This is a genomic window from Streptococcus sp. 'caviae' (assembly GCF_001937065.1).
Lineage (GTDB): Bacteria > Bacillota > Bacilli > Lactobacillales > Streptococcaceae > Streptococcus.
This window is the reverse complement of record NZ_MOWR01000009.1, coordinates 1-19,271: the sequence shown is the minus strand read 5'-3', so window position 1 is coordinate 19,271 and position 19,271 is coordinate 1. Positions and strand designations below refer to the sequence as shown.

The 19,271-nt window shown below is 43.1% G+C and carries 21 protein-coding genes; 3 read left to right on the top strand and 18 right to left on the bottom strand.

Annotated features, from left to right (window positions below):
* Positions 1–30 precede the first annotated feature (30 nt).
* The 4 genes from BMI76_RS10900 to BMI76_RS08685 all read right to left on the bottom strand — a co-directional run bounded on the left by BMI76_RS10900 (position 31) and on the right by BMI76_RS08685 (position 1,293).
* Positions 31–159 (bottom strand): hypothetical protein, encoded by a 129-nt coding sequence (locus BMI76_RS10900; protein WP_257615263.1) that lies wholly within the window; start codon positions 157–159, stop codon positions 31–33.
* Between the two features lie 69 nt (positions 160–228).
* On the bottom strand, positions 229–540 hold the full coding sequence (locus BMI76_RS08695) for a DUF1292 domain-containing protein (RefSeq protein ID WP_075347186.1): 312 nt from the start codon (positions 538–540) through the stop codon (positions 229–231).
* Between the two features lie 67 nt (positions 541–607).
* Positions 608–1,027, bottom strand: coding sequence for a Holliday junction resolvase RuvX (gene ruvX, locus BMI76_RS08690; RefSeq protein WP_075347185.1), 420 nt, complete (start codon positions 1,025–1,027; stop codon positions 608–610).
* On the bottom strand, positions 1,024–1,293 hold the full coding sequence (locus BMI76_RS08685; protein WP_003089901.1) for an IreB family regulatory phosphoprotein: 270 nt from the start codon (positions 1,291–1,293) through the stop codon (positions 1,024–1,026). Before BMI76_RS08685 ends, ruvX begins: the two co-directional genes overlap by 4 nt.
* A gap of 166 nt (positions 1,294–1,459) precedes the next feature.
* Here BMI76_RS08685 and BMI76_RS08680 point away from each other — a divergent pair, with 166 nt between their 5' ends.
* Together BMI76_RS08680 and BMI76_RS08675 are read left to right on the top strand one after the other, a co-directional pair.
* A complete protein-coding gene (locus BMI76_RS08680) occupies positions 1,460–1,894 on the top strand; it encodes a LytTR family DNA-binding domain-containing protein (RefSeq protein WP_075347184.1) in 435 nt (144 codons plus the stop codon).
* Between the two features lie 14 nt (positions 1,895–1,908).
* On the top strand, positions 1,909–2,355 hold the full coding sequence (locus tag BMI76_RS08675) for a DUF3021 domain-containing protein (protein WP_075347183.1): 447 nt from the start codon (positions 1,909–1,911) through the stop codon (positions 2,353–2,355).
* Positions 2,356–2,512: 157 nt separating this feature from the next.
* Here the strand turns inward: BMI76_RS08675 and BMI76_RS08670 are convergent, their stop codons facing one another.
* The 10 genes from BMI76_RS08670 to argR form a co-directional block, all read right to left on the bottom strand.
* A complete protein-coding gene (locus tag BMI76_RS08670) occupies positions 2,513–2,932 on the bottom strand; it encodes a hypothetical protein (protein WP_075347182.1) in 420 nt (139 codons plus the stop codon).
* A gap of 503 nt (positions 2,933–3,435) precedes the next feature.
* A complete protein-coding gene (spx, locus tag BMI76_RS08665; protein ID WP_027975240.1) occupies positions 3,436–3,834 on the bottom strand; it encodes a transcriptional regulator Spx in 399 nt (132 codons plus the stop codon).
* 84 nt (positions 3,835–3,918) lie between these two features.
* Positions 3,919–5,067 carry a recombinase RecA gene (gene recA, locus BMI76_RS08660; protein ID WP_075347181.1) on the bottom strand — a complete coding sequence of 383 codons (1,149 nt, stop codon included), beginning with the start codon at positions 5,065–5,067 and terminating at the stop codon, positions 3,919–3,921.
* 42 nt (positions 5,068–5,109) lie between these two features.
* Positions 5,110–6,366 (bottom strand): competence/damage-inducible protein A, encoded by a 1,257-nt coding sequence (locus tag BMI76_RS08655; protein ID WP_075347180.1) that lies wholly within the window; start codon positions 6,364–6,366, stop codon positions 5,110–5,112.
* A gap of 266 nt (positions 6,367–6,632) precedes the next feature.
* Positions 6,633–7,193: a DNA-3-methyladenine glycosylase I gene (locus tag BMI76_RS08650; RefSeq protein ID WP_083623734.1), complete on the bottom strand. Its 561-nt coding sequence runs from the start codon at positions 7,191–7,193 to the stop codon at positions 6,633–6,635.
* 38 nt (positions 7,194–7,231) lie between these two features.
* Positions 7,232–7,825 (bottom strand): Holliday junction branch migration protein RuvA, encoded by a 594-nt coding sequence (ruvA, locus tag BMI76_RS08645; RefSeq protein WP_075347178.1) that lies wholly within the window; start codon positions 7,823–7,825, stop codon positions 7,232–7,234.
* Positions 7,826–8,019: 194 nt separating this feature from the next.
* On the bottom strand, positions 8,020–9,984 hold the full coding sequence (mutL, locus tag BMI76_RS08640) for a DNA mismatch repair endonuclease MutL (protein WP_075347177.1): 1,965 nt from the start codon (positions 9,982–9,984) through the stop codon (positions 8,020–8,022).
* Between the two features lie 72 nt (positions 9,985–10,056).
* Entirely contained in the window at positions 10,057–12,606 is a 2,550-nt protein-coding gene (gene mutS / locus BMI76_RS08635; RefSeq protein WP_075347176.1) for a DNA mismatch repair protein MutS, read from the bottom strand.
* The gene (locus BMI76_RS08630) at positions 12,599–12,946 is read right to left on the bottom strand and encodes a YlbF family regulator (protein ID WP_075347175.1); all 348 of its coding nucleotides are present in this window, start codon (positions 12,944–12,946) and stop codon (positions 12,599–12,601) included. Before BMI76_RS08630 ends, mutS begins: the two co-directional genes overlap by 8 nt.
* Positions 12,943–13,380, bottom strand: coding sequence for an arginine repressor (argR, locus tag BMI76_RS08625; RefSeq protein WP_075347174.1), 438 nt, complete (start codon positions 13,378–13,380; stop codon positions 12,943–12,945). Before argR ends, BMI76_RS08630 begins: the two co-directional genes overlap by 4 nt.
* A 171-nt stretch (positions 13,381–13,551) precedes the next feature.
* On the opposite strand from argR, the gene argS reads away from it, so the two are divergent.
* Positions 13,552–15,243 (top strand): arginine--tRNA ligase, encoded by a 1,692-nt coding sequence (gene argS, locus BMI76_RS08620; RefSeq protein ID WP_075347173.1) that lies wholly within the window; start codon positions 13,552–13,554, stop codon positions 15,241–15,243.
* Positions 15,244–15,318: 75 nt separating this feature from the next.
* Here the strand turns inward: argS and BMI76_RS08615 are convergent, their stop codons facing one another.
* The 4 genes from BMI76_RS08615 to BMI76_RS08600 all read right to left on the bottom strand — a co-directional run.
* Positions 15,319–16,197 (bottom strand): YitT family protein, encoded by an 879-nt coding sequence (locus BMI76_RS08615; protein WP_075347172.1) that lies wholly within the window; start codon positions 16,195–16,197, stop codon positions 15,319–15,321.
* Positions 16,198–16,225: 28 nt separating this feature from the next.
* A complete protein-coding gene (locus BMI76_RS08610) occupies positions 16,226–17,164 on the bottom strand; it encodes a YitT family protein (RefSeq protein ID WP_075347171.1) in 939 nt (312 codons plus the stop codon).
* Positions 17,157–18,917: an aspartate--tRNA ligase gene (gene aspS, locus BMI76_RS08605; RefSeq protein WP_075347170.1), complete on the bottom strand. Its 1,761-nt coding sequence runs from the start codon at positions 18,915–18,917 to the stop codon at positions 17,157–17,159. Before aspS ends, BMI76_RS08610 begins: the two co-directional genes overlap by 8 nt.
* A gap of 259 nt (positions 18,918–19,176) precedes the next feature.
* Positions 19,177–19,271: IS3 family transposase (locus tag BMI76_RS08600; protein ID WP_142355034.1), on the bottom strand; the 95-nt coding region annotated here is incomplete at its 5' end.

Below are 19,271 nucleotides of genomic sequence, written 5' to 3'. Positions count from 1 at the left end.
TGAATTTTCCTATTAAAAGTATAACAAAATCTACTTATTAGTCAATTTATCTAAGATAGAAGCATAGATTAAAATATCTCTGAAACGATGGCAGGGCTTTTCTTTATAGGCTTTCAAAAATAATTCTTCCTCCCGAGTCAGCTCCTTCTTCTTGTCCATTATACACCCCTTTTAAACTATTCGTAAAAGGCAAAAAGAAAAAGCCTGATTGTCTCAGACATTTCTAGATTAGTTCTCGTCTTCATCCAAGAAACTGTTGAAAACTTCTTCAATCATATCCCATTCAGCATCAGCGTCTTCCGGAATCGGCTGCAAATCGCCTTCTGTACCGTCTTCATTTTCAGTAAATGAATAGGCTTGAATTTCAATCTGGCCATCAGCATCTTCTTCAGCTCCGGCTGGTACTAAAAGAACATAATTTTTCCCAAATTCTTCTTTTCCGTCAATCGTTAAGAGAATTTCAAACAAAGTCTCATTTCCCTGCTCATCAACCAGGGTGATAAGGTCATGTTCTTGCTCATGATCATGATGATGTGACATAATCGCCTCCTATTATCTTTTATAAATCAGCTTTCTTTCCTGTGCAGAAAGCAGCTAAATAATCTGCTTAAAACAGTCGATCTAAATAATTTTGCAAAATCAGCTGAGCAGCCAGCTTATCAATAACTTTTTTACGTTTACCGCGGCTGACATCGGCCTGCTCAACCAGCATTCGTTCTGCCTGAACAGTGGTTAGGCGTTCATCCTGATAATCAACAGGCAGCTCAAAAAGCTTCTTGATTTTTTCTCCATAGGCTCTGCTGGCTTCAACGCGCGGACCGCTTGTATTGTTCATGTTTTTAGGCAGGCCTACAACAAATTTTTCGACCTTGTATTCTTTAACCAGAGCAGCCAGGCGCTCAAAGCCGAATTCTTCGTTGGCTTCATCAATAGCAATAATTTCAAGCCCCTGTGCTGTAAAACCAAGAGGGTCGCTAACAGCAACACCAACTGTTTTTGAACCGACATCCAGCCCCATTATTCTCATCCTAAATCAATCCCGTTTCCTTGCAAATAGTAACGCACCAATTCTTCAACAATTTCATCGCGTTCGTACTTACGGATTTGATTGCGGGCATCATTATAACGAGGCACGTAGGCAGGGTCACCGCTCAAAACATAACCGACAATCTGATTGATTGGATTATAACCTTTTTCTTCGAGTGAACGATAAACATGCGTCAACGTTTCGCTGATTTCTTTTTTATTTCCATCGTCAAGGTTAAAACGAACTGTTTCATCTGTAAATCCCACAATAACACCTTCTTTCTCATAGGGAATATCATGTTACATTATATCTTATTTTCAGCATTTTCACAAGGATAAGAGCCACATATCTCAAATTAGAAGCCACATAGCCGCAAACGCTGGTCTCCTTTTCAAAAAATCTATATACTAAAGACAAAGGAAGGAAAGCTATATGAAACTAGAAGTTATTAAGGATGCTCAGCTAAAAGAAACCTTGATTAAAATTTATACAGCGCAGATTGATTTACAAACTCAGGAAATTATTGATTTTATTGAGAAAAAACCTTATTTTATCTATGGCTACAAAAACAAGCGGCTGGAATTTATCAAACCTGAAAATATCATTCGGATTTTCACTGAAAACAAGCAAGTCTTAATTCAAACACCGACAGATACCTATTTGGCTAAACAAAGGCTCTACTTTTTCGAGCAAGAATTGGGGACACATTTTATTCGTATTTCTCAAGGAGAAATTATTAACATCAAGTACATAAAACAACTGGATCTGACCATTAAAGGCAGCATTGAAGTCACTTTAAAAAACGGCTTTGTCAGTTTTGTATCCAGACGCAGTTTAAAGCGCTTTAAAGAAAAATTAAAACTGTAAGGAGAGAAAGCAGCATGAAAACACTTAAGTATATTATCCGTAATGCCTTTATCGGAATGGGAATCGGCTCCTTGGTCAGCTGTCTCATCACCATCTTCTTTTTCCAAAACAGCAACTCTCTGGGAATACCAAGCTTCACTCAGATGTTCTCATCAAATTCCCAAGCCAGCGCTGTCCAGCTTTTGATTTTCGCTGCGCTTGGCATACTCCAAGGAGCTGCCAACAAGCTGTTTAAAAACGAAAGATTAAGTTTGTTAGCCGCAACTGCAATGCATTATTTTCTAATCCTCATTCCCCTTATGCTGTCTGGTATTTACCTGCATTGGTTTGCAATAGCCTGGTCAAGTTTTGTTCCATTCTTACTCTTTGTTTCTGTCATTTACTGCTTCATTTACCTCTTCCTCTATTTAATGCATAAAAAAGACATTGAAAAAATCAATAGGCGCCTTAAGCAGCTCTAAACAGCAAAATTATGGAGCATTTTTAGGCAGTTTTCTGCGTCTTTATTAAAAGAAAAAGAGAGCGGGACAGACAGCCATACTGCCATCTGTTCCGCTCTCTTATTGCTGGGTAAGTATTTTTGTCGCTAGTCAATCTTCCTTGCATCGCCAGCTAAAGCTAAGTTCTTTTTCTATAAGCAAAAAGGAAGAGCAGGAGCACGATAACCCCTAACAGTATTCCTGAAAAAGGCATGGTCGGCTCAAAAACAAGAGCAAAGAGCCGATACGGTGCTATTAAAGCTTCTTTTATGGCTGCTCCCTGCTTAATATCTAAAGCGACAAAGGCACCGTAAGTCAGCGTAAAAAAGATAACCGCATAGCGAATGAAACTCAGCACAACCAAAGGCCAGCCGCTTAATTTAGTTCTGGACAGTAACAACAGAATTCCCGATAAATAAGCAAAAGGAAGAATAATCAGCCACTGAGACTGGTAAAAGTAAAGCGCAGCCAATGAGGCAATAAAAACCAGACCAAGGCCGATTTTATAATACAGCCAGAACGGAGCTAACTCTTTTTGTTTCTTGTTACTTCTTCTCATAATTCGTCTCCTCAATTCCAGTATAGCATAATTTAAGGGAAAAACAGCAGGAATACTGAAAAAATTAAGGCGGCATCTCATCATTTTTATCTTTAGCAACTTCTGAAACAGTCTGATAACCTTCCGATCCCATTTATGTTACTTCAGCCCAGACCTCCGTTTTTGCTGTAGCCATCCTGCCATCCTTTTAGGCTGAAAACAGACTTCATTATTGGCAGCAGCAAAAAGAGAGAAAGCCATAATTCTTCGCAATCTCCCGCAAAACGGTGCAAGCTAGAAAGATGACCTATAAAAAGCACCTCATCTCTCGTTTTTTCATCGTCATTATCCCTAACGCAGCGGTTGGTTGGATGTTCTTAATCTTTGTTCCAGCCCCATGAATATCCGTTCATGTCCATTACTAACCAACTGTGTGAAAGTGGGAGCGAAACTCCTCAACATAAAAAAGCAGAACGGAAATCACATCTTGGAATGACTGATTTCCGTCCCACTTCTTTTACTTTTTACAAAGCCGCACGCAGACGAGCTTCTGTATTTTCAACATTGCGGATAGCCCGCGGCAAGAAAGCGCGAATATCATCTTCTTTGTAGCCGACCTGAAGGCGTTTATCATCAATCAGAATAGGACTTTTCAGAATTCGTGGATTTTCCTGAATCAAATCGATGACCTCATTGACACTCAAATCGTCAATATTACAGTTGAGAGCCTTCGCATAACGGTTTTTTGAAGATACAATACTTTCAATCCCATTTTCTGTTTTTGAAAGGATATTGAGAATTTCTTCCTTGGTCAGTATATCTTTTGCTAAGTTTTGTTCTTTATAAGGGAGTTTGTGAGCATTAAGCCATGTTTTTGCTTTCTTACAGCTTGTACAGCTTGAAATTGTATAAATTTTAATCATGTTTCAATCTCTCTTTCCTTACAGGATAATACTATCTTAGCACAATTCATTAAATAAATAGTCGGTCTCTGGACCTATTTTTATTTAATCTTCCAATTCAATAGCATCATCCAGTTCGAGAACGAGATCTTGATCGGACTGATCCGTATTTTCTTCTGCAGAGACCTGTTTTTGACCAGGTTCACTGTCTTCAATCAGACCGTACTGAACACGTACTTTATGGTCAATTTCATCAAAAATTTCAGGATTATCTGCCAAGAACTTCTTGGCATTTTCTGAACCTTGACCAATCTTTTCACCATTATAAGAATACCAGGCACCGGCCTTTTGAATGATTCCTAAATCGCTGGCAATTTTGACCAGTTCGCCCGTACGAGAAATCCCTTCTCCATACATGATTTCGACAAAGGCTTCCTTAAATGGCGGAGCAACCTTATTTTTGACAACCTTGATTTTGGTTTCCTTACCAATATTGCTGTCTTTTTGATCGCCGGTTCCCTTAATTTGAGTATTGCCGCGAACATCCAGACGCACAGAAGCATAAAACTTCAGCGCACGTCCGCCAGGCGTTGTTTCAGGATTGCCAAACATCACTCCGACTTTTTCACGCAGTTGGTTGATAAAAATGGCGATAGTTTTTGTCTTATTGATAGATGCAGACAGCTTACGCATAGCCTGACTCATCATCCGTGCCTGAAGACCGACATGGCTGTCACCGATGTCCCCGTCAATTTCTGCACGCGGTACAAGAGCCGCAACTGAGTCAACAACTACCAAATCAACAGCTCCTGAGTCAATCAGCTGACCGGCAATTTCCAGCCCTTGCTCTCCTGAATCCGGCTGCGACAGCAGCAGTTCATCAATATTAACTCCCAAGGCTGCAGCATAGGCTGGATCCAAGGCATGCTCGGCATCAATAAAAGCAGCAATTCCGCCATCTTTTTGAGCCTGTGCCACGGCATGAAGAGCAACCGTTGTTTTACCTGATGATTCGGGACCGTAGATTTCAACAATACGCCCTTTAGGATAGCCGCCGGCACCTAGAGCAATGTCAAGAGCCAGACTGCCTGAGCTCATGACTTGAACCTTTTGTTCAGCTCGTTCGCCAAGGCGCATAACGGCACCTTTCCCAAAGTCTTTCTCGATATTCTTTAAAGCAGTATCAAGCGCTTTTTTACGCTCATCTCCAAATTTTTTGGTAATTTCTTCTGTCTTTTTTGTTTTTTTTGCCAATCTTTTTTCTCCTATTTTTTAAGTTCCAAGACCGTCTTTTTATTATACTAAATTTTTATCAGATAATAAAGTTTGACGCACTAAATTAAAAGCATGCAAAACAGCAATATACCGTACATCCGAACGGCTGCGGCCCCCAATCAAGACCTTGCGCGACAGAGTGCCCTGAGCGCTTGCCAGCCCGATAAAGACCGTCCCTGCCGGCTGATCTTCCAGCTGATCGGGACCGGCAACTCCAGTCAGGGAAACGCCCAGATCTGCTCCTGTCAGAAGCCGTGACTGCTCTGCCATTTTTTTAGCGGTAAAATCACTGACAACACCGTGCTTTTTCAGCTCATCAAGCGGAATATTCAGCATTTTAGCTTTTTCTTCTATACTATAAGTGACAAAACCGCCCTTAAAAATATCCGAAGCTCCTGCAAAATCTGCCAGCCTTGCTTGAAATAAACCTGCCGTTAAACTTTCAGCTGCCGTAATTGTTTTTCCCTTCTCTTTGAGCAGGTCAAAGACCACCTGAGCCAATGAATTGTCCTCCCCGTAGCCGTAAAGATAGTCAGACAAATGGTCAACGGCTAAAATTTCTTTTTCCACTTGATCCAGTTTGGCGTCTGCTCCTTCCTGATTATAAGCTTTCGTTGACAGCCGAATCGTTACTTCTCCTGTTTTGGCATAAGGAGCAATAGTGGGATCTGTCTGCCCGTCAATCAAATCGTGCAGCAAGGTCACCAAACGGCTCTCGCCAATACCGAAAAAGCGCAGCACGCGCGAATAGAGCTGCTCGGACGTCTCAGACAAATAAGGCAGGAGCTCCTGATTGACCATAGGTTTCAATTCGCTCGGCGGTCCCGGCAGTACAATATAAGTCACTCCATCAGCCTCTAAAATACCGCCGACAGCTAAACCGGTCGCATTAGGGAGCGGGCTGCTTCCTGCTACAATCTGTGCCTGACGTTCATTATTGGGAGTGCGGGCTGAGGCCGGACGGGAAGCAAAAAATTCATCCAAACGAGCCTGAGCAGCCTGGTCAAAAACCAAATCTCTTCCTAAAAATTTTGCCAGAGTCTGCTTGGTTAAATCATCTTCTGTCGGCCCTAAGCCGCCGCAAAGTATCACTAAATCGCTGCGGCTCTTAGCAATCTCCAAAACAGACAAAAGGCGCTCCTCATTATCGCCTACTGCCGTCTGAAAATAAACATCAATGCCCAGCTGTGCCAGCTTTTCTGACAAAAACTGCGCATTTGTATTGACAATCTGCCCCAGCAAAATCTCTGTCCCTACAGCAATAATTTCAGCTTTCATATTGTTACCTACTTACCTATTCGTAATTTCGTTTTATTTTATCACAAAATAAACTGAATTTCTCATTTTTTCTAAAAATCATTTTAGACCGATCAACAGCCAAACAATACAGCAGCAGAGCCCGTTTTTACCACCCTAAATCAGAAAAAGCCTTTCTCTGATGATAAAAAAGACAAGGACTGCTGTCCCTGCTTTTTATCATTATTCACTTGCTTCAACTGACGTTTACAGGTCTGTCAAGCCCATTGTCAATACAAATTTCTATCTTACTTGCTGGGGTTGAAATCACAGTTGATTTCATGGTCATTGATTAAACCAGCTGCCTGCAGATAAGAATAAATACAGACAGGCCCGACAAATTTAAAACCTTTCTTTTTTAAATCTTTCGAGATCTTTTCAGATAAATCTGTCTTGCTTGGTGCTTCTCGGTAGTTTTCTATGTTATTATTAATGCTCCTGCCATTCACAAAAGACCAGAGATAGGCATCAAAACTGGAATAGTCTTTTTGAAGTTTTAAAAAGGCCTGGGCATTAGCTCGGGTAGCATAAATTTTGAGTTTATTGCGAATAATCTCAGGGTTCTCCAGCAGCCGATCTAAATCCTGATCTGACATGCGGGCTACTTTTTGGGCATCATAGTTATGAAAAGCTTTTTTAAAAGCGGTGCGTTTATTGAGGACGGTCTCCCAGGACAGTCCCGCCTGATAGGTTTCTAAGCACAGTAATTCAAATAGTTTTTGATCATCATGAAGCGGTTGGCCCCACTCTTCATCATGATAAGCGATATACAAAGGGTTGTTGTCCTTAACCCAGCCGCAACGCTGCATAATAACCTCCTGTAGTAAAAACAGTCAAGCCCTGATTGTTACTTAATAAGCATTTTTAAGGCTGCCTTGATGTAATTTTCAGCTGTGTCTTTAGTTCCTTCAAAGAAGGAACGGATTTTTTTCAGTTCTTTAGCCTTATATCCCAGTGCCAAAAGAGCTTCCATAGCTTCTTCCAGATCCTTATTTTCTTGAACCGAAGGCTGGCTCCTTTTTCCGACTGCCGGCTGTGCAGCAGCTGCAAATTTGCCAGCCAGATCTAAAACCATTTGCTGGGCTGTTTTCTTGCCGATTTTCGGAAATTTCATTAAATAGGTAACATCGCTGTTATCAATAGCGGCTACCAAACCGTCATTATCATCGGCCGCGATAATGGCAAGTGCAGAAGTCGGCCCAATCCCTGAGACTGAAATGAGATTAAGAAAGACTGACTTTTCGTCTTCTGTATGAAAGCCGTAAAGAAGCTGGGCATCTTCACGCACCACCTGATGCAGGTAAATTTTCAGCTCCTGATTCATCTGCTCTGAAAAACTATAAGGGTTGGCAACATTGATGATATAGCCCAAGCCATGCGCTTCAACAACAATGTATTTGGCTGTGATTTTTGTCAATTTTCCTTTGATGTAATCAAACATGTTTTTTCTTACCTCTCTTTAATCCCTATCAGTATAGCATAATTTACGACTTTTCGAAAAACTGTCGGCTAAAAATATCATGCGCTTTTAATGAGGTTTAAGAAAGGGAGAACAAGCAAAATGGCATCGATAATCCCTGAAAGCTGATTTACCGAGATGTCAACGAGTCACACTTCTTTTTCCTAGTTAGGTTATCAGTACTTTCCTAACTCTCGCAGGCTGGTATGGTTTTCCTGAATCCGGCGGAACATCTTTTCCATGTCAGACTTGGTGAAATTGACTAAAACCGGCCGGCCGTGCGGACAATTGTAAGGATTTTTACACTGGGACAGCTGATTCAAAAGATTCCTGGCAGAATAATCGTCTAAGGCATGGTTGGCCTTGATACTGCGCTTGCAGGACATCATAATAGCCAGCTCTGCCCGATAATTTTTTATGGATACTTCATTGGTCAAAAGCAGCATGTCGCACATTTCATAAATGGCAGATTCAATTTCTTTTTCCTGCAGCCAGATAGGGTGCTCTCTTAGAATGAAGGTATTTTCTCCATAAGCTTCCAGATAGATGCCGACTTCGTTGAGAATCGGCATTTTTTCCTGCAGGGTCATAAAATCATTAGCCGGAAACTCAAACAAATAAGGTACCAAGAGCTGCTGTAAACTGCTGTCAACTTCTCCGATTTTTTCACGGTAATACTCATACTTTACACGTTCCTGTGCAGCATGCTGATCAATAATATAAAGGCCGCCTTGCCCTTGAGCAAAGAGATAGGTGCCGTGCATCTGGCCAAAATAATCCAGCTCGGGGAAAGATGAAACTTCTTCATTTTCCAAATCTTTAACAAGTTTGCTGAGCTGTCTCTTCTGACTTTTATCCTTTAAAACAAGATCAGGATGATCTTTGTCATCTTGGCTGTAAACACTACGTTCGGCATATTTAACGGTACTGGCTGCCGGGCTGTCAACAGGCTCCTTTACAGAGCTGTCAACTTGTGTAAACTTGGCTGATTCTTCTGCGACAGTTGTTCCTTTTGTTTCTTTAAGGAAAAAGTCGTTCCTGTCCTTATCATAATAAATACTGGACTGCTTTAAAGGCAGAGAAGTTTGTTCTGCTTTTTGATTGTGACGGGTGCTGGCTTTAGCCAGATTTTCCAGAGCATCAGGAATTAAGTCTTGTTCCCTGAGACTGTCAGCAATAGCAGAGCTGATAAGCTGCATCAGCTCCTTTTCCTTAGAAATGCGGACTTCCTGCTTGGTTGGATGGACATTGACATCCGCCAAGTAAGGGTCAATCTGAATATCAATAACCGCAATCGGAAAACGCCCCACCATCAGCTTAGAACCGTAACCGTCTAAAATTGCCCGGTTCAGCAGAAAATTCTTAATATAGCGTCCATTGATGAGAATGGTGATGTAGTTGCGGTTGGCCCGCGTCAGCTCCGGCAGGCTGATATAGCCGGATACTTCAAAATCGAGATCAGCATTGGAAATTTCAATCATCTTTTTAGCCGTATTCAGGCCGTAAATGCCTGCAATAGCTTGGCGTAAATCACCGCTGCCTGAAGTTCTTATTAGCTCACGGCCATCATTAATTAAAGTAAAAGCAATCTCAGGATGGGCCAGACTGAGACGGTTGATCACATCAATAATATGGGCTAGCTCAGCCTGCAGACTTTTTATATACTTAAGCCGAGCCGGAGTATTAAAAAACAGATCTTCGACCGTTATTTTTGTTCCGACCGGCGTACTGACAGCTTCTTCTTTTTCAACCTTGCCCCCATTAGCAAGAAGAAAAGTCCCGTGATTTTCTGTCTCACTGGCAGTTTTGATGCTTAAACGGCTGACCGAAGCAATGGAAGGCAGAGCCTCCCCGCGAAAACCAAGCGTACGAATTCTAAAAAGATCAGCCTGACTCTTGATTTTACTGGTCGCATGACGGTGCAGGCTCATCGCTACATCAGCCTGCTCCATTCCTTGACCGTTGTCTATTACCTGAATCTGTTTAAGACCCGATTCCTCAATGTCTACTGTAATCTGGCTGCTGCCCGCGTCAATGGCATTTTCAACTAATTCTTTAACGACACTGGCCGGTCTTTCGATGACTTCACCGGCAGCAATCTGATTGGCTAATATTTCTGGCAATTCAATAATTTTTGACATATGTTACCTCACTGGAATGTGTCTATTATAACATAAAACAAAGGAGCAATCTCATTTGAGACAGCTCCCTTGCTATAGCATATCTTTTAAATCAAAGAGAACATTCATGGCCTCTCTTGGGGTTAGACTGGCAACATCCAGCTGCCTCAATGTTTCCAACAGCTCTTTATAATCGTCATCAATGTTAAAGAGCGACAGCTGTTCTTGAACAGGCTGTTCAGAGGTTTTATCATTTTTCAGATTAACTGAAACGGCAGCACTGGTCTTTTCCAAGTCTGCTAAGATATGGTCGGCACGGTTCAATAAACCTCCAGGCAGACCGGCAATTTTTGCCACGTGGATTCCATAAGATTTATCGGCCGGACCATCTGTGATTTTGTGCAGGAAAGTCACTTCGCCATTTTTTTCCAGAGTCGCAACATGGACGTTGACAAGGTTTGTCAAGCTAGTTGACAGGTCTGTCAACTCATGATAGTGAGTAGCAAACATGGTTTTAGCATTGATTTTATCATGAATGTATTCAATAATTGCCTGTGCCAGAGCCATCCCATCATAGGTAGCTGTTCCGCGTCCCAGTTCATCAAACAGAATCAGAGAGTTTTCGTTGGCAGCCTTGATGGCATGATTGGCCTCCATCATTTCGACCATAAAGGTGGACTGTCCGGAAATCAAGTCATCTGCTGCACCGATACGAGTGAAAATAGCATCAAAAACAGGCAGATCAGCCAAATCCGCTGCAACAAAAGAACCCAGTTGTGCCATGATTACAGTCAGAGCAAGCTGGCGCATGTAGGTTGACTTACCGCTCATATTGGGACCCGTAATCAGCTGGATACTGGTGTTTTGATCAAGATGAATCGTATTAGGAATATACTCCTGAGAACCCATGACTTTTTCAATCACGGCATGGCGGCCGTTTTCAATGCTGATGACCTTATCATCATTAAACACCGGCCGGACATAGTGGTTGTTTTCTGCGACCACTGCGAGACTTTGCAGCACATCAACAGTTGCCAGGTATTTAGCCAGTCTTTGCAGGCGTTCAATATAAGTTTCGACCTGTGCTCTGATCCGCATGAAAATATCATACTCTAAATTAGCCGATTCTTCTCGCGCTTCCAGCATCTCACCTTCAATTTTAGCCAGCTCTGCAGTACCAAAGCGCTCAGAATTTTTCAGGGTTGCCTTTCTGAAGAAATGCTCAGGTACCAAAGGAAGGTTGGAATTGGTGACATGGAAATAGTAGCCGTCTTTTTTATTATAATCGATTTTCAAAGTGGAGATGCCGCTGGCTGCTCGTTCTTTGGCCTCGATATCAGCAATCCAGCCTGTTCCCTCACGCATGACCTTGCGGTATTTATCCAAGGTCTCATCAAAACCTTCGCGGATAATACTGCCTTCTGTAATCGTCATCGGCGCGTTAGGGTCAATAGCTGAGCGAATCAGCTCTTCTAACTCTGGCAGGGGATCAATTTGACCGACCAAATCCTCCAAAGCAGGGCTGGCAAAACTTTCTAAAACTGCCTTAATAACCGGCACCTGCGCCAAGGTCTGACCCAGCTGCAAGAGATCTTTAGGATTGGCTTTGCCAAAAGAGACCCGGCTGGCCAAGCGTTCAATATCGTAGACTCCTTTTAAACTGTCGCTTAGATCACTGCGCTCAAAAAACTGATCCAAAAAGACCTGAATAATATCCTGACGCTTGCTGATAAGCTCGCGGCTAACCAAAGGACGGTCAATCCAAGTCCGTAAGAGCCGTGTTCCCATGGCTGTCTTTGTCTCATCTAAAAGCCAGTAAAGACTGCCGTGCTTTTTGCCGCTGCGGGCATTTTCTAATAGGTCCAAGCTGGATTTGGTGGTGTAGGTCATTTGCAGATAGTCTTTAATTTCATAGTGTACAAGCTTTTGCAAATGACTGAGTTCTCGTTTTTGGGTTGTGTGCACATACTGCAAAAGCTTACCAGCTGCGGCAAGCTCCAAGTCGGTCAGCTGGCTGTCCAGCAGATGAAGGTCCTCATAAACTGTTTCTTCAACAGACAGTAAAAGGTTCATCTGCTTGCGGAAAATGTTTTCTGCTTCTTCATCAAGATCAAAACCAAGAACCAGCTCACGCGCCTTGAGGTTAAGCACCTCACTTCTGACCGCTGTTAGATCTGCTAAGGTCGTCGCATAAAATTCCCCAGTTGATAAGTCCATGTAAGACAAACCAAAATGGCTGCCATCTGTATCCAGAGCAACTAAAAAATTGTTGGCACTGTCCGGTTTAGACGAATCCACCAGTGTTCCCGGTGTGATGACCTGAACAACTTCACGCTTAACAACGCCGACAGCTGTCTTAGGATCCTCCATCTGCTCAGCAATAGCAACCTTATAACCAAGCTCAACTAAAATATCAATATACTGCTGAGCTGAGTGGTATGGCACCCCCGCCATAGGAATGGGATTGTCCGCATTTTTGTTGCGGCTGGTCAGACTGATCTCTAAAATTCTGGCAGCCTTGATAGCATCATCATAAAACAGTTCGTAAAAATCTCCCATGCGGAAAAGCAAAAAAGCATCTGGATAATCTTCTTTGATATCCAAATACTGTTTCATTCCCGGAGAGAGCTTTTCCTTAGTCATTTCCTAACTCCTCATTTATCCTGTCTTCCAGCGTCTTTGTGACATACTGCAAAAGATCGCTGGCATCCTGCATCTTGGCTCGATAATCTTGGACAATTGGAAGACCGTCTAAATCTTTTCCCAGTTTCTCCGCCCGCTGATCGGCTTCTTTTTGGGCCTTTGTCTTTTCAATTTTTTGAAAAAGCACGGCATCCTGCTGATAGGCTTTCATTTTATGAGCTAAATGGCTTAGCTCAGGCAGGGACTTAATCTTTTTTTCAACAGCTTGATAAGCGATGACACTGTCGTGTTCTCGCAACAGTGCCACCAGGGCTTCAAGGGCTTCTTCAAATGAACTCATAGACTTGACAGAATATCGTTTTCCAGCCGGCTGGCAGTCTCTTCGTCTTTACAGATGACTAAAAGAGTGTCCGCACCGGCAATAGTTCCCAGAATCTCGGACTTTTTGCTGCCATCAATCAGATTGGCCAAAACATCTGCCTCACCCAAATTAGTATGCAGCACCAACATAAAACCAGCACGGGCAACACTTAAAACATAGCTCAAAATAAGGGGATCAAAGTAGGTCGATTCTCCTTCTGAAAGGCTGTAGTGAAGCCGGCCTGACTCATCCCGCAATTTTAACAAACCAATCTCCCGCAGATCCCGCGAAAGGGTTGCCTGTGTTACCGAAATGCCTTCTTTTTGCAGGTGGGCCTTGATGTCTTCCTGAGTGCCGATATGATTGGCTTGAATGATACGCTTTATCTGCTGCTGACGGTCTTTTTTATTCATTAGTTTCCTCAATTATCTGATTATCTCTAAAATTATATCAAAAATCAGGGCTTTTTTCATCCTTTCATTATTTAAAAACAGCAGCAGGAAAGATGATAGATTTTTTGTCATTTTCAGCAAAAGCACGGTAATTTATGTTAAAATAAAATGATTACTTTTGAGGAGACAGAAATGGATAACAAACAATTCGTTGCAGAAGAACTGGCTAAAGTTATTAGTGATTTAGATACTGACAGCATTTTAGAGCTTCTGGAAAAGCCTAAAAAATCCGACATGGGAGATTTGGCTTTCCCAGCATTCAGCTTGGCTAAGACCATGCGCAAAGCACCGCAGATAATTGCCAGCGAGCTGGCTGAACAGATTGATGCCGGCCGTTTTGAAAAAGTTGAAGCTGTAGGCCCTTATATCAACTTCTTTCTCAATAAAGCCGAGATTTCAGCCCAAGTTCTAAAAGAAGTGATTGCAAAAGGCAGCGGCTACGCTCAAAAAACAATCGGGCAGGGCCGCTCAATTACCATAGACCTCTCCAGCCCTAATATTGCAAAACCTTTTTCTATCGGCCACCTGCGCTCAACGGTTATCGGGGACGCCCTGTCCAATATCTTTCAAAAACTGGGCTACAAAACCATTAAAATCAACCACCTGGGCGACTGGGGCAAGCAATTCGGCATGCTGATTGTCGCCTATAAAAAATGGGGTGACGAAGCAGCTGTCCAAGCCCATCCTATTGACGAGCTTTTAAAACTTTATGTCCGCATCAATGCTGAAGCTGAAAAGCATCCGGAAATTGATGAGGAAGCCCGCGAGTGGTTCCGCAAATTAGAAAACGGCGATGAAGAAGCCCTGTCGCTCTGGCAATGGTTCCGCGATGAAAGCCTCGTTGAATTCAACCGTCTGTACAAGGAGCTGGATGTTCATTTTGACAGCTACAATGGAGAAGCCTTTTACAATGATAAGATGGATGAAGTCGTTGAGCTGCTGACCGAAAAAGGGCTCTTAGAAGAGTCTGACGGGGCTCAGGTTGTCAATCTTGAAAAATACGGCATTGAACATCCTGCCCTAATCAAGAAATCGGACGGAGCTACGCTTTATATTACCCGTGATTTGGCTGCCGCTCTCTACCGCAAGCGCGAGTATGACTTTGCCAAGTCTGTCTATGTTGTCGGGCAGGAACAATCAGCCCACTTTAAACAGTTAAAGGCTGTTCTGACAGAGATGGGATATTCTTGGGGAGAAGATATTAAACATGTCTCCTTTGGTCTGGTGACTAAAAACGGGAAAAAATTATCCACCCGTAAGGGCAATGTTATCCTGCTGGAGCCAACTATTGCTGAAGCTGTCAAACGCTCCTTGGCGCAAATTGACGCTAAGAATCCTGATTTGGCAAACAAGGAGGAGGTTGCTCACGCTGTCGGTGTCGGAGCCATTAAATTTTACGATCTGAAAACAGACCGCAACAACGGTTATGATTTCGATCTTGAAGCCATGGTTTCCTTTGAAGGAGAAACCGGGCCTTACGTCCAATATGCCCATGCCCGCATTCAGTCTATTCTCAGAAAAGCTGACTTCCAGCCTGATGAAAGCTCTGTTTACAGTTTACATGATGCCGAAAGCTGGGAGATTATTAAGCTTATCCAAGCATTCCCAGACATCATTAGCAAAGCAGCGGACAATTTTGAACCGTCTGTTATAGCTAAATTCGCCATTAACCTAGCACAAAGTTTCAATAAATTCTATGCACATACACGCATTCTCGATGACAGTCCAGAACGCAGCAGCCGTCTAGCACTCAGCTATGCAACGTCAACTGTTCTCAAAGAAGCTCTGCGTCTGCTCGGTGTAGAAGCTCCGGATGAAATGTAAAAAATAAAAGGTCTGAGATTAACAAAAATCTCAGACCTTTTACTCATTCTTCCTCTCAAACAATTGGAAAAAAGGCTACCTATACGCACTTCTGCGCTCACGCCTACTGATAACGAAATCCGGGCTGATAACTTCTTCCACATTTAAAATGGAGATAAAAGCATTCGGATCCAATTCTTCCATGATTTCCTTAAGAACTCTGACATCTGAAGGATTCAAGGCAACATATAGAACATTTTTCTCCTTGCCGGAATAGGCACCTTGTCCCTTTAAATAAGTAACCCCGCGGTTAAGATCCCTAAGAATGACCTCCGCCGCTTCCTCGTGTTTATCTGTAATAATCAAAACACCGCGGACAGAGTAACCGCCGTTTTGAACTAAAATAACAACCTGACTGAACATGAAACTGGCGATCAGTGCGTACATCATCTGAGGAATCGACACATAGGTCAAAGACAGCAGCATCACAAAGATATCGAATCCCAGCAAGGCCTGACCCAGCTGAATCCCGTATTTATCTTCTATGATACGGGCGATAATATCAGAGCCGCCAGTCGTCCCTCCATAGCGAAAAACAATACCGCTGCCAATACCTGAACAGATACCGGCTACCAGTGCAACAACTAAATTGTCATGCTGTAAATCAATGTAGAGCGGCATTCTCTGAAAAGCATAGACAAACAAGTACATCACGCTGGTGCCATAAATCGTATAAAACATCGCCCTGCGCCCAAAAACATGAACACCGAGCAGCAGCAAAGGCAAATTCATCAGATAGCCGGTGTAGGTTGGATCAATCTTTAAGAGAGCATGAAAAACAAGCGTTAAACCAGTAATGCCGCCTTCAGCAATATGATTGGCCATGTTAAAATTGACAAAACCAAAGGCATAAACCGCGGCTCCTAAGGCAATAAAAATAAAATTCCTCAAATGCAGCGTATAATCTATTTTCATTGAAGCTCCTTAAATCACAAAATAACCGTTAATCGTCTTCCACAAAACGGCCGATAATATTGACATTATCCGCAACAGAGACAAAGGCATCCTTGTCTGTTTTTTTCATAATGTCCTTAAAATCATTAAATTCTGCGCGCGTGATGATCGTGATAAGAACAGCCTTGTGTTCATGATTGTAGGTCCCTTCAGCATCATTGATAATAGTCACACCGCGGTTAAGCCTCTTATGAATCATGCGAATGACACGGCTGGGTTTACCGGTGATAATCATGGCCTGCATCTTCTTTTGCTTAACGAAAACAGCATCCGTCATTCTGCTGGATACAAAGATGGTAACCATCGAATACAGCGCATACTGCCAGCCGAAAGTCATGCCCGCAACTGCCATAATCAAAACATTGACTACCAAAGAAACTGTTCCGACCTTACGTCCTGTTTTTTTACGGACTAAAAGGCTGACAATATCCGTTCCGCCGCTTGAGACGTTGTTGCGAAGCGCAAAGCCGATTCCCACACCCATAACCAGACCACCGAAAATGGCATTCATCATCGGGTCAGGCGTCAGCGTCATCTGGGGAATGAACTGAATGAAGAGTGAACTCAAAGTGACTGTAATAAAGGTAAAAACGGTAAACTTATGACCGATAGTGTACCAAGCCATAACCAACAGCGGTATATTAACAGCGTAAAAGGTCACCGAAACAGGAACAGTGATGCTCGTGTACTCAGCTGACAAGGCCGACACAATCTGCGCCAGACCGGTAGCACCGCTGGCATAAACCTTCCCCGGCTGAAAGAAGAAATTCACCGCAATAGAAGACAGCAAGGCATATATAATAGAGCCTGAAATCCGCTCACCATATTTCTCCCGCGAAATCGACGAGAGCACATGGATGAGCTGATAACGCTTGGCCCAGCGTTTGAGGCGGTGTTTAAAAATGATAGCAAATTTATTTTTAGTCATTATTTTTAGAAGGGTCTAATACATTTAAAGAAAGTTCATCAAGCTGCTGATCAGACACGGGGCTTGGAGCCTGGGTCATTGGATCAGAAGCCTTGTTGTTTTTTGGAAAGGCAATAACTTCACGAATATTGTCCTTACCAGCCAGCAGCATGACAAAACGGTCAAGCCCAATCGCCAGGCCGCCGTGAGGAGGAAAACCATAATCCATGGCTTCCAGTAAAAAGCCAAATTGCTCCTGAGCACTGTCTTTTGTAAAGCCGAGAGCTTGGAACATGCGCTCCTGCAGCTCTCTTTGATTAATACGCAGGCTTCCGCCGCCAAGTTCATAGCCGTTAAGCACAATATCATAGGCGACAGCCCGAACCTTGCTTAGATCTCCCTCCAGTTCCTGAGCTGTATCTGCCTGCGGCAGTGTGAAAGGATGGTGGGCACTGGTATAGCGGTTCTCCTCTTCTGACCATTCAAACATAGGCCAGTCAACTACCCAGAGAAAGTTAAACTTGGACAGATCAATGAGTCCCAGCTCTTTGCCCAAGTGACTGCGCAGCGCTCCCAAAGCATTATTGGCCACATCCAAACTGTCTGCTACAAAAAGGACTAAATCATTTTCTTCCAGCTGTAAACTTTCTGTCAACCTATCAGCAAGCGGCAGGAGAAACTTCGCGACGGGGCCTGTCAAGTCCCCATTGCTGTATTTAACCCAGGCCAGACCCTTAGCACCAAATTGCTTGACAAAGTCTGTCAACTTATCAATAGCCTTGCGAGAATACTGATCAGCAGCATTTTTAGCGACAATAGCCTTGACAGCAGGAGCTTCTGCAAAGACTTTAAAGTCAATTCCCTTGACAAGATCTGTCAAGTCTTGTAAAAGCATGTCAAAACGAGTATCCGGCTTGTCCGAGCCATATTGATTCATGGCATCATCATAGGTCATCCGCGGGAAAGGAAGGCTGATATCAAGACCTTTCGTATCTTTCATGACTTGGGCAATCATGCCTTCTGTAATGTCTTGAATCTCCTGGTCTGTCAAAAAAGAAGTCTCCAAGTCCACCTGTGTGAATTCAGGCTGACGGTCGCCCCGCAAGTCTTCGTCACGGAAACATTTAACAATCTGATAATAGCGGTCAAAACCAGCATTCATTAACAGCTGCTTAGTAATCTGCGGACTTTGAGGAAGGGCATAAAAGTGTCCGCGGCTGATACGGCTCGGCACCAGATAATCACGCGCCCCTTCCGGCGTGGACTTAGCAAGCATAGGTGTTTCAACGTCTATAAACTCCTGCTCATCCAGATAATTGCGAATTGAGTGGGTGACTTTGGCACGCAATTTAAAGTTTTCTAACATCTCAGGGCGCCGCAGATCAAGATAACGGTAACGCAGGCGCGTTTCATCTGCAGCTTCTACACCGTCTTTGATTTCAAAGGGAGTTGTTTTGGCAGTGTTGAGGACTGTCAGCTGGCTCACTTTCAGCTCCACAGCTCCAGTTGGCAGTTTGTCATTGACTTGCTCACGCGCAGATACCTTCCCCGTCGCCTCAATGACAAATTCATTACGAAGACTTTCAGCAGTTGCCATGACATCCGCAGATACTTCTGCCGGATTGATAACCAGCTGCATAATGCCTTCACGGTCGCGCAGGTCAATAAAAATAAGGCCCCCCAAATCACGTCGGCGACCAACCCATCCTTTCAAAGTCAGTTCACTTCCGATGTGTTCACTGCGAACACGGCCAGCATAGATAGAACGCTTCATAAATTAAGATACCTGAATCGTTAAAATAGCTTAAGGGACTACTTCAAGCGGCAGCTGCCGCGGCAAAAAACAAGTGAAAATTAGACTGCCTGCCCGACTTTTTCCTTCGCCAAGCAGCTCCAATCATTCTCCGGTTTTCCTGCCCGAATTCATTTCCTTTCAACCATATATCATTTATTCATTCCCATCTATTATAGCAAAAAGCACACAAAAACCCCACCCATATATGTACTGACCCCAAAAAGTTGGACAAGAACTATTATTGAAAGGATTTGGTTCTGTATTGAACAGGGCTAAATCCTTTTAATTTTGTCTTAATGCGTTTGTGATTGTAATAAAAAATATAGTCTGTGA